Consider the following 10,440-nt stretch of genomic DNA (forward strand, 5'->3'; position numbering starts at 1 on the left):
TAGTCAGTTGCCCATATATCAAATATAATGAATCCAAGAGTTTCAAAGTTTGGAGGAAAAATGATGGTATTGGCGGAGGAACGGAAACAACGAATTAAGATATGGATGGAAGAACTGGGGCATCACATGTTTGAAAAACTTTGTGATGTCCAGTTTTTCGGTTTTACGACTACGAAAAGGTTTTCTCTCATAGAAGCATTGAAACAGGAATTTATCCCCATGCCCCAGGGAACCGAGTGGGGTGCAAAGTGGGAGTATGGCTGGTTTCAGACAGAGATCACCTTACCTGAAAGGGCAGAAGGAAAAAGGATCTTTCTCCACCCAGAGGTTGGCGGAGAAATGCTTTTATGGGTCAATGGGAAGACAGCCGGCTCCAGAGATCTAAAACATGAGGGTATTACATTAACTCGATGTGGAAAAGCGGGAGAGCGGTTTCATATCGTAGCAGAAAGCTATGCAGGGCATGGGCCAAGGCTGGAAAACGGCGGACCATGTCCTACTGGGCGTATTGCAGTGCCAGAGCCTCCAGCCTGTCAGGTAAAAGTGGGAGCCTGCGATATTGGCATATGGAACGAGGAGGCATTTCAGCTCTCTATGGACGTGTTCACTCTCTTTCAACTCTATGAAGGACTTGATCCCAAATCACTGAGAGCAATTAAAATAAAAGAGGGACTGTTTCGATTCACTCAGATCGTGGACTTTGAACTGGATAAAGAGGCACTTAACCAGACTATTATAAAAGCAAGAGAAATCTTAAAACCTCTCCTTGCCTGCAAAAATGGTTCAACAGCTCCAGAGTACACCATCTTTGGACAGTCTCATCTAGATCTTGCCTGGCTGTGGCCATGGGAGGAAACAAAGAGAAAATGTGCAAGAACCATATCCACACAAATCGTCTTATTAGAGGAATATGAAGAATATAAATTTCTTTTGTGTGAACCTCCCATTATGGAAACCATTCAAGAACTTTATCCAGAGCTTTATGAGCGTCTATTGGAAAAAGTGAAAGAAGGTCAATTCATACCAGAAGGCGGCATGTATGTGGAGCCAGATACCAATCTGGTATCCGGAGAAAGTTTAATACGCCAATGTCTCTATGGAAGAAGATGGTTCCGGGAAGAACTAAACACAGAAACGCTTTTGGTATGGATTCCCGACTGCTTTGGGTTTAGCGGACAGCTTCCTCAGATCATGAAGGGCTGCGGCATCAAGTATTTTGCCACTCAAAAGATGGCCCGAGCATTAAAAGGCTGTGATGTTTTTCCCTACAATATTTTCTGGTGGGAAGGAATTGACGGCAGCCGGATATTGACTCATTTCTTTAAGAAGAATAATGCCAGACTGGACCCTCAGGATATGATTGAGCGCTGGGAAGAGGATAGGGTGCAGCAGGAGAATATTGATACCTTTGTATTTCCATTTGGATTTGGAGACGGAGGAGGAGGCCCTACCAGAGAGATGGTAGAGGTGGCAAGACGAGTAAAGGACCTGGAAGGAGTACCCCGCACCCAGATGGAAAATCCAGTCAGGTTTTTTGAAAGGCTGGAAGAAAAGGGGACTGTAAATGAAGTTTATCAGGGAGAGCTTTATCTTCCTTGGCATAGAGGGACTTATACTTCTCAGGCGAAGCTGAAAAAAGGGAACCGAAGGGCGGAGATCGAGCTGCGAGAAGCAGAGCTTTGGATTTCTTTAAGCTGTTTTATGGGAAATGGAAAAGACCGAAGAAAAGAATTAGAGGTTCTTTGGAAAAAGCTTCTGTTCAATCAGTTTCATGATATTCTACCTGGTACCTCCATAACCAGAGTAAATGACGATGCCAAACAGTCATTAAAGGATTTGATACAAAGCGCTATGGAACTCTCAAAAGAAGCCCGGGAAGGGTTATTGGAAAGCGGAAAAGATGGTTTTAGTGTATTTAATTCCTTAGGCTGGGAACGGGAGGAGCTTGTCGTCTTTCCGTATGAAGAAGGAAAGACATATAAGAGTAACGGAAAAAGACTTGCAGCCCAAAAACTTGGGAATGAAGTACTGATTTCGGTCAAAGTTCCTTCTTTTGGATATGCCGGTGTGGAAGTGACTGAGGATCAGGAAGAAGAATTCCTTCCAGATTCCATTTGTACCATACGAACCGAACCAAACTCCTATGTCCTTGAAAATCAATTCGTTACGGTTGTAGTGGATAACCAAGGAGAAGTTGTAAGCTTTGTGGAAAAGGAAACAAAAATCGAATATGTAAAAGGCACTTGCAACAAACTCTGCATGTATCAGGATATTAACATCGATTATGATGCATGGGAGATGAGTTCCTTTTATAAAGAGCAGTCCATAGACCTTACCACACCAGTTACCATTCGAGTGGTTGAGAATGGGCCTCTTATGGTTTCTTTGGAAGTAAAGCGTATGCTTCACAATTCCCCAATGATCCAGCAGATTGATCTGACTTATAACAGTAGAAGACTTGATTTTGTTACTGAGATTGACTGGAAGGAAACTCATAAGCTTTTAAAAGTGGAATTTCCGGTCAATCTACGTACCAGTGAAGCTATAGAGGAAATTCAGTTTGGCTATGTCAAACGTCCCACTCACCAGAATCGCAGACAGGATGCAGATCGTTTTGAAGTGTGCAACCACAGATATACAGCCCTTTGGGAGCCAGGACGAACAGCCGCTGTGTTAAATGACTGTAAGTACGGGATCAGTACCAGCGGTAATTCCATGGAACTGACCTTGCTAAAGTCTCCAGTATGGCCAGATATGTATGCAGATAAAGAGAAACACCAGTTTACTTATTCCTTTTATGCCATAGGCAGGGATTTTACAGAGAGCGGAGTTATCCGGGAAGGGATTCAACTCAACCATCTGTTATCCTTAAGTAACATGTTATCTGGGGGCAGGAAGTTCTTTGACATATCGGCAGACAATGTGATTTTAGAAACCATAAAGATGGCGGAAGATGGAAGTGGACATATGATTATAAGGCTTTATGAATCCCAGGGAAGACATGGAAGCTGTGTGATTACGGCAGATCTTTCCATAAAAGAAGTCTATGAAACCACAATGGAAGAACGCCTGGAAGGTGGACAAAGGATCCCTGTGAAAGAGGATGAGGGGCAGTGCCAGATACTCCTGGAATTTGAACCATTTGAAATAAAAACCTTGAGAGCTTTTTCGTAAACGCAAGAAATGCATATAAAAACCGAGAAATAAAAACAAATTACGCATAGCAACAAATTGAACAAAATATTATAATTCATTCAATAGCTTTAGGATATAAGCAACGAAATAAATCTTACGGAGTTTACAAATGCAGAAAAAACTAATCATTTTTACCGACAGTGGAGACACATTTATTGACGAAGGTACCGAAATACGCAATGAAGAAGACATTGTAATTCATGCGGATATGATACCTGGTGCTGGTGAGACCCTTAAGGCTCTATATGATGCCGGATATACCATTGCCATGGTTGCAGATGGGGAAGAACAGTCTTTTACCAATGTGTATGAAGAAAATGGGCTTGGGTATTGCTTTCATACTAGAACCATTTCAGAGATCGTTGGGATTCAAAAGCCATCAGAACGGATGTTCCAGGATGCCATGGATAAAAATCATCTAACAGATGAAGATAAATATCGTATTGTTATGATTGGCAATAACGTTCGCAAGGATGTTGCTGGAGCAAACCGTTTTGGAATCACCTCCATATTGATAGACTGGTCCCCACGTTACGACATGAATCCGGCCAGTGAAGAGGAAAAGGCGGACTATATCGTACATGAACCAAAGGAACTTCTGGCCCTCATTGAGAGCCTGGAGGAGAATCTGAGTAAGGTAGGGAATGTATAGAAAAGAGGGTATGTAAGATATGAAAAATGTAATAGTTAAGGAACGTGCCAGAAAAATACCGTTTAAAATATACATTCGCAATACCTGGCAGTTGTATTTAATGCTTTTAATTCCGGTTATCTACATGTTGATGTTCCGCTACAGACCTATGATAGGCGGTGTCATTGCTTTTAAGAAATTCAACGTTTTCGCTGGAATGTGGAATAGTCCCTGGGTAGGGTTCGCAAACTTTAAGGAAGCATTTGGTTCAATGGATTTTTGGAATGCACTTGTTAACACTTTGATCTTAAATGTTGGAGATTTAATTTTAGGCTTTCCGGTTCCTGTACTAATTGCGGTTTTCTTATTTGAGATCCGTAACTTGAAGATTAGAAAAGCAACCCAGACAATTTTATATCTACCTAACTTTTTGTCATGGGTTATCATTTCAGGTATTATCACTCAGTTGTTTTCCACCAGCGGACTAGTCAATGATTTAATTCGTGGTACAGGATTACGAGAGGTTAACTTCTTAAGCAGTCCGTTTATCTGGAGATTTGTGTATTGGTTTTCAGGAATCTGGCAGTCTGCTGGATATTCCCTTATTATTTATTTGGCGGCTCTGTCTGCAACAGATCCTTCTCTGGGAGAAGCAGCATATATCGATGGTGCCACCAGACTTCAAAGAATTGCTCATGTAACAATTCCGCAGATCAGACCAACCATCTCCATTATGCTCATTATGCAGCTTGGAAAGATTGTATCCATTGATTTCGATCGTCCTTATATGATGGGAAATACACTTGTAAAGAGTGCAGCTGACGTTATCAGTACTTATGTATACAGCGTAGGTCTCCAGGCAGGTCGATTTGATTTTGCCACTGCTGTAGGCTTATTCCAGTCAGTTGTTGGAATCATTTTGATTCTTTCCGTAAATAAGATTTCTAAGAAGATGGGACAGGAGGGAATCATGTAATGGGTGAAATAAAGAGCAAAGCAGAAAGACGATTCCAGCTTTTCTGGAATACCTTCTTTATCGTAATTAGTATAGTGGCATTGATACCAATCATTCGAGTTTTCTCCATGTCGTTAAGCTCTAAGGATGCAATTTTAGCTGGAAGGGTATTCCTTTATCCAGTTCAGGCTACGACAGAAGCATACATAAGATCTTTTCAAAGTGGAAGTTTCGTTTCTTCCTTCATATTTTCCGTATTTTTAATGATTGGATCTACCATTGTATGCGTAATCATGACAGTACTTGCCGCTTATCCCCTTTCTAAAAGGAACTTAAAGGGCGGAGCTGTTATTATGACTTTGTTTGTCCTTACCATGTATTTGGATCCAGGTATCATTCCAAAGTACTTAAATGTAAAGGATTTTAAGCTGATTGACACCTTCTGGGCTTTAATTGTACCGGAAGCCTTAAGTGCTTATAATATGATCATAATGTGCACCGCATTTAGAGGACTTGATTCTTCTTTATACGAAGCAGCAAAGATCGATGGCTGTAATGAGGTCCAAACATTATTTAAAGTTGCACTTCCATTGGTATACCCAACTCTTGCAACCCTTGCTCTGTTCTACGCTGTGGGCAGATGGAACCGCTTGAGTGATGTTCTATATTATGTTAACTCTTCCAAGCTTTATACGGTACAGATGGTGTTAAAACAGCTCATTGAATCCGTAAAGCTTACCAATGATGAAGGAATTCAGACCCAGCTTGTAGCAGACAATATCAAAGCTGCTAGTATTGTGATTTCCATGTCACCAATGGTAATTGCCTATCCATTTATCCAGAAGTACTTTACAAAGGGCATTATGCTTGGTGCAGTAAAAGGCTAATTATTTATTTCCAATAATTATGAAAGAGAGAAAGGGAGGTTTTTCTATGAGAAAAGCAAATTTAGTAAGATGCTGTTTGGCAGTTCTTACCGCAGCAGCTTTGGTAACAGGCTGTGGCTCCAGCAAAGGTGGCGATGCCACTACCGCAGCAGGCAACTCTGCAGCGGCTGGAGGAAGTGAGACAACGACAGCAGATAAGGGGAAAGAAGAGACCATTCGAGTTATGGTTTGGGACAGAGGGGATGCTGCTCCAGGAACAACGGTTGAGAATAACGCTCAGACAGAGTGGATTAAAAAGCAGATGAAGGAAAAGTACAACATCAACGTAGAATACGTTTCTGTGCCAAGATCTTCTTCTGATGATAAGTTAAATATCATGATGTCTGGTGGTAATGCACCTGATATCGTATTTTCCTACAACCAGGGCCTTTTCTATAGCTTTGCTCAAAACGGCGGTTTAACCGATTTAACCCAGGCTTATGAGAGTGCTGGATCTGACATTAAAAAGTACGTTTCTGATGCTCAGAACATGGGTCAGCTTGAAGGAAAGCAGTATGCAATTATGAAACAAAGAGGTGTTGAATCTCCTCGTCATACTGCATATATCCGTCAGGACTGGTTGGATAAATTAGGCATGGAGATACCAAAGACAAAAGAAGATTTATTTAAGTATTTAGAGGCTGTAAAGGAAAAGAATCCTGGAGGCGTAAGCAATCTTACTCCTTGGGCAATGAGTGGACGTAACGATACAGAAAAAGGATATCTGAACTTTGTAGGTTCTTATGTAAAACTAAAAGATGACAAAGACGCTTATATGTACAGCGAAAGTTACTTAGCAGTTGCTCCCGGAGCCATTGATGGTATCAAAAAGTTAAATGAGCTTTACAATAAAGGACTTATCACAAAAGATTTTGCCACAGATACCAATGAGGATATTTACAAAGCTCAGGTTATCGCTGGTAATGTTGGTTTCTTCCTTGATGATACAGAAAGTCCATGGAACTATATCACTGTATTATATCAAGATGCAGGCAAAAGAACGTTCGTTCCGCTACAGTGTTTTGAACTCGCTGATGGTTCTTACCGTACACCGTTTGAACAGAGATATGGTATGTTTGTAATGGTTCCAAAGACCAGCGAGAAAAAGGCTGAGGCATGTATGAAGTATTTAAACTGGATGGCAGATCCAGCCGTTGCTGAGAATATCGTGTTCACCGTTGATCATCAGAGAGATGAGAATGGAGTTCCAATTAAATTATCCGAAGCAGATTTAAAGAGCAAGGGATATCCAGGAACTTGTGATGACCTTAATATCGTAAACTTAGCTATGGATTGGACCAAGAGCAAAGATGCCATCATTTCCAAATGGGTGAAAGATCAGTCCGTGAAATGGGAAAGTGATGATTGGTTCTCAAACTTCTATGATGTACGTGCAGAAGGCAAATTCCGTTACCCTGTATACTCTAACATTTCACAGCCTGAGTCAGACTATGGCAAGAATGTTGAGGGCCTGATGCTTGCATATGTTTATAAGCTTATCAGTTGCTCACCAGATCAGTTTGACAGCATGCAGCAGACAGAATACAACAACCTTGTAAATGCAGGGCTTCAGAAAATTCTTGATGCAAGAGCAGAATACTATGACAGCGTAAAGTAATTCCTTTTACGGGGCAGCAGGCTATAAAAAGCTCGTTACAGCTCTTACTCATCCTCGTATGGATGATTCTGGGAAGCTGTAACGAGCTTTTTCTGTCTCAATGCTTTAAATAGGGTAATGAAGGCTGTCAGGATTACTGGCCTTTCGAAATTCAGAAGGTGACTGGCTACAATACTTCTGAAAGATCCGATTAAATTGGGAGAAGCTGGTGAATCCGCACTCTTCCGCAAGCGCTGAAATCTTCTTTTTAGTATTTAATAGAAGATACTGCACATTTTTAATTCGTGTCATCTGTATATACTGGGTGAGAGTGTAACCAGTCACATCTTTAAACTGATGGGACAGATAATACGGGCTGATAAAGAATTCTTTGGATAGGAAATCCAAAGTCAGTTCTTCGGAATAATGGTTATGTATATAGTTGGCGATGGAGTATACCTTACGAGAAGCCTCATCTTTTAACGGTTCATTGGTATAGGTATTGTAAGGCGCAAGCTGCCTTAAGGTATAGATAAAATCAATAAACATCCCGTGAACCATAAGAGGTCTTAAATCCGGATCTTCCTCTTGAAATGAATAATGATAAATCCGGTTCAGCTTTTCGTTAATCAGCTGCTGCTGTTTGGGAGCAAATCGGTAAATGGGTACGGGAGTATAAAAAGGTTCAAATAGTTTTTGATACGTTTCTGGCATATCCCAAAGGGAAGAGGGATATAAAAAGCTCATAATAAGTCGTTTACCAGGCGCCCCTTTTGGGTACTCTGAACGGTGGAGAACAGAAGGGCGAAGCAGTACCAGATCGCCAGAACGAATGGAATAAGGAATTCCTTCTACCAGATGGCTGGCCTGAGGACTGATTAAAACCATGATTTCATAAAAGGAATGAAAATGCTGAAATGGCATGTTAATGTCAAAAGAGCGTTCGTCATAATCAAAGTAGTAATAAAGAGAATGCTGTATATCATTGATTGTTAGATTATGTTGCTTTTTATAGAGCAATGTGTCATCGGAACTAGTCATCATGAGCCACCTGTATTCTTTCTTTAGAATCATCATGTTTCGGTTATTTATTATATCATAATAAACAAAACATGCAATTAATTGAGCGAAAAAAATCGAAAACATTGTAAAAATTGCAAGCGTGCCTTGAAAAAATTACTAAGGTACAAGGAAAGGAAGTGGCATAGGGATGGATTTTTTGAAAGAAAAAATTGATTTATTGGTATCGAGTTTTGAAAAGATTTTATATGATGAAGATGATATTTTCTTAAAGAATATGGAAACGAAAAATCTGGCCGGAGACGATGCAGAACGCTACCGCTACTGGGAATGGACCCAGGGAGTAGGGCTCTTTGGCTTATGGAAAATATATGAGGAAACAGGGGATGAGGAATTCTTAAATAAGCTGGAGAAGTACTATGAAAGACAGATGACAATCGGCCTTCCGGCAAGAAATGTAAATACCACCACGCCTCTTCTTGCCCTAACCTATGTGGCCGAAAAAAACGGCAATGAAACTTACAAGGAGATCTGCCGTGAGTGGGCTGCCTGGCTGGCAGATGGACTTCCAAGAACAAAAGAGGGAGGATTTCAACATCTGACTTCCGATACCCTTAATGAAGAAGAGCTTTGGGACGACACCTTATTCATGTCCGTTTTATTCCTGGCACGTATGGGGAAACTGGAACAAAACCAGGCATGGATCGATGAAGCTCAATATCAGTTCCTTCTTCATATCAAATATCTTGCTGATAAAAAAACTGGTCTGTGGTATCATGGCTGGACCTTCAATGGAAACCATAACTTTGCAGAAGCTTTCTGGGGAAGAGGAAACAGTTGGGTTACCATGGCTATTCCAGAATTGTTTGGGATCATAGACTGTGATGAATCCGTAAAGAGATTCTTGACAGAAGCACTGGATAAGCAGATTGAAAGCCTTAAAAAGTACCAGAATGAAAATGGTATGTGGCATACGGTTATTGACGATAGCACTTCCTATGTTGAGGCCAGCGCTACTTGTGGTTTTGCCTACGGGATATTAAAGGCAGTTCATTTAGGCCTTGTGGACCCATCTTATGAAGAGTGTGCTAGAAAGGCTCTAGAGCCTATTCTGGACTACATTGACGCAGAAGGTGTGCTGCATCAGGTTTCTTATGGGACGCCTATGGGAAGGGAAAATGTACAGTTTTATAAAGACATAGAACTTCGCCCTATGCCATACGGACAGGCAATGGCTATGCTTTATCTTTTGGAGGCATCGAAGAAATAATAAATTCTTAGGACGGAGCTTAGGTTTCGTCCTTTTGCATTGGAGAATAGTGGCCACAAATGACAGAAAGAAGGAAGAAGTAATGATACATGATCTGGAATTGGTGAAAAAGTATAAACCTGTTATTATGATAGATAAAAAGGAACCCTTTACTATTGATGCTATGGGATATACTGTATTTCGGGAGACAAGGCGCAGTAGTTCTTTTCCTAAGAGGGAGGTGGAGATTAATTCGTCTGAGACTGCTTTTGCCATTGAATACGCTATTTGGTATGATTATGATATCCAGCATTTATACGAGCTGGAACATCTTTGGGTATATGTTGGTCATGATGGAACCGTGGGGAAGGTGGAAGCTAGCTTTCATGGCAAATATTTAAATATGGTAGATTTAGAGACAGGGGAGATTAATTTGTGGGAAGATACCCATCCGGTGGTTTACGCCCAACCGGGGAAACATGCTTTGGTTCCTGATAAGAGAGTGATTCCTATGATTCCTGATTGGAAGGAGAGTTGTATGGAGAAGGCGGGAGTTGATGGTGTTCTGGTTCAGGATATGTTTGAGGGAGAGATCCATACAGATGATGAACTTCAGAAGATGACGGAGAGGTATATTAGGGAAGTGTATGGATTTGTACCTTCTATGGAATTTCGTCCGTTTTTGTTGGAGAATGATAAGTTGATGACTTGGGATGAACTTAGAATTTCTATACCTGGACGTGTGAACGGTCAGATTGAGGTGATTAGGGAGTATTTTAATAAGTGAGGTGAGAGAGAAATAGAAAAAGGGTGAGCTGTACTCACTGTCTAGGATAGGTTTGGAGAAGGGGCTGTAAAAAAACTCCC

General features: G+C 41.0%; 8 protein-coding genes. 7 read left to right on the plus strand and 1 reads right to left on the minus strand.

The window, feature by feature from the left end; all coding sequences use genetic code 11:
* The first annotated feature begins 60 nt into the window (after window positions 1-60).
* The 5 genes from BET01_RS08795 (at window position 61) to BET01_RS08815 (ending at window position 7,325) form a co-directional block, all read left to right on the plus strand.
* Window positions 61-3,174: an alpha-mannosidase gene (locus BET01_RS08795; protein ID WP_243117164.1), complete on the plus strand. Its 3,114-nt coding sequence runs from the start codon at window positions 61-63 to the stop codon at window positions 3,172-3,174.
* A 130-nt stretch (window positions 3,175-3,304) separates the two neighbouring features.
* Complete coding sequence (locus BET01_RS08800; protein WP_120196432.1) at window positions 3,305-3,847, plus strand: HAD family hydrolase; 543 nt, start codon at window positions 3,305-3,307, stop codon at window positions 3,845-3,847.
* Window positions 3,848-3,866: 19 nt separating this feature from the next.
* Window positions 3,867-4,802 (plus strand): ABC transporter permease, encoded by a 936-nt coding sequence (locus BET01_RS08805; protein WP_120196433.1) that lies wholly within the window; start codon window positions 3,867-3,869, stop codon window positions 4,800-4,802.
* Window positions 4,802-5,668 carry a carbohydrate ABC transporter permease gene (locus BET01_RS08810; RefSeq protein ID WP_120196434.1) on the plus strand — a complete coding sequence of 289 codons (867 nt, stop codon included), beginning with the start codon at window positions 4,802-4,804 and terminating at the stop codon, window positions 5,666-5,668. Before BET01_RS08805 ends, BET01_RS08810 begins: the two co-directional genes overlap by 1 nt.
* A 46-nt stretch (window positions 5,669-5,714) precedes the next feature.
* A complete protein-coding gene (locus BET01_RS08815; RefSeq protein WP_158585011.1) occupies window positions 5,715-7,325 on the plus strand; it encodes an extracellular solute-binding protein in 1,611 nt (536 codons plus the stop codon).
* A gap of 105 nt (window positions 7,326-7,430) precedes the next feature.
* On the opposite strand, the gene BET01_RS08820 is transcribed toward BET01_RS08815, so the two are convergent.
* Window positions 7,431-8,348 carry an AraC family transcriptional regulator gene (locus tag BET01_RS08820; protein WP_243117165.1) on the minus strand — a complete coding sequence of 306 codons (918 nt, stop codon included), beginning with the start codon at window positions 8,346-8,348 and terminating at the stop codon, window positions 7,431-7,433.
* A 166-nt stretch (window positions 8,349-8,514) separates the two neighbouring features.
* On the opposite strand from BET01_RS08820, the gene bglB reads away from it, so the two are divergent.
* Window positions 8,515-9,594, plus strand: a complete 1,080-nt coding sequence (bglB, locus tag BET01_RS08825; RefSeq protein WP_120196437.1) for a beta-galactosidase BglB — start codon at window positions 8,515-8,517, stop codon at window positions 9,592-9,594.
* Window positions 9,595-9,676: 82 nt separating this feature from the next.
* Window positions 9,677-10,360 (plus strand): hypothetical protein, encoded by a 684-nt coding sequence (locus BET01_RS08830; RefSeq protein ID WP_147422802.1) that lies wholly within the window; start codon window positions 9,677-9,679, stop codon window positions 10,358-10,360.
* The last annotated feature ends 80 nt before the right edge of the window (window positions 10,361-10,440 follow it).

Source organism: Lacrimispora algidixylanolytica (assembly GCF_003609635.1).
In the GTDB taxonomy this organism is placed as follows: domain Bacteria; phylum Bacillota; class Clostridia; order Lachnospirales; family Lachnospiraceae; genus Lacrimispora; species Lacrimispora algidixylanolytica.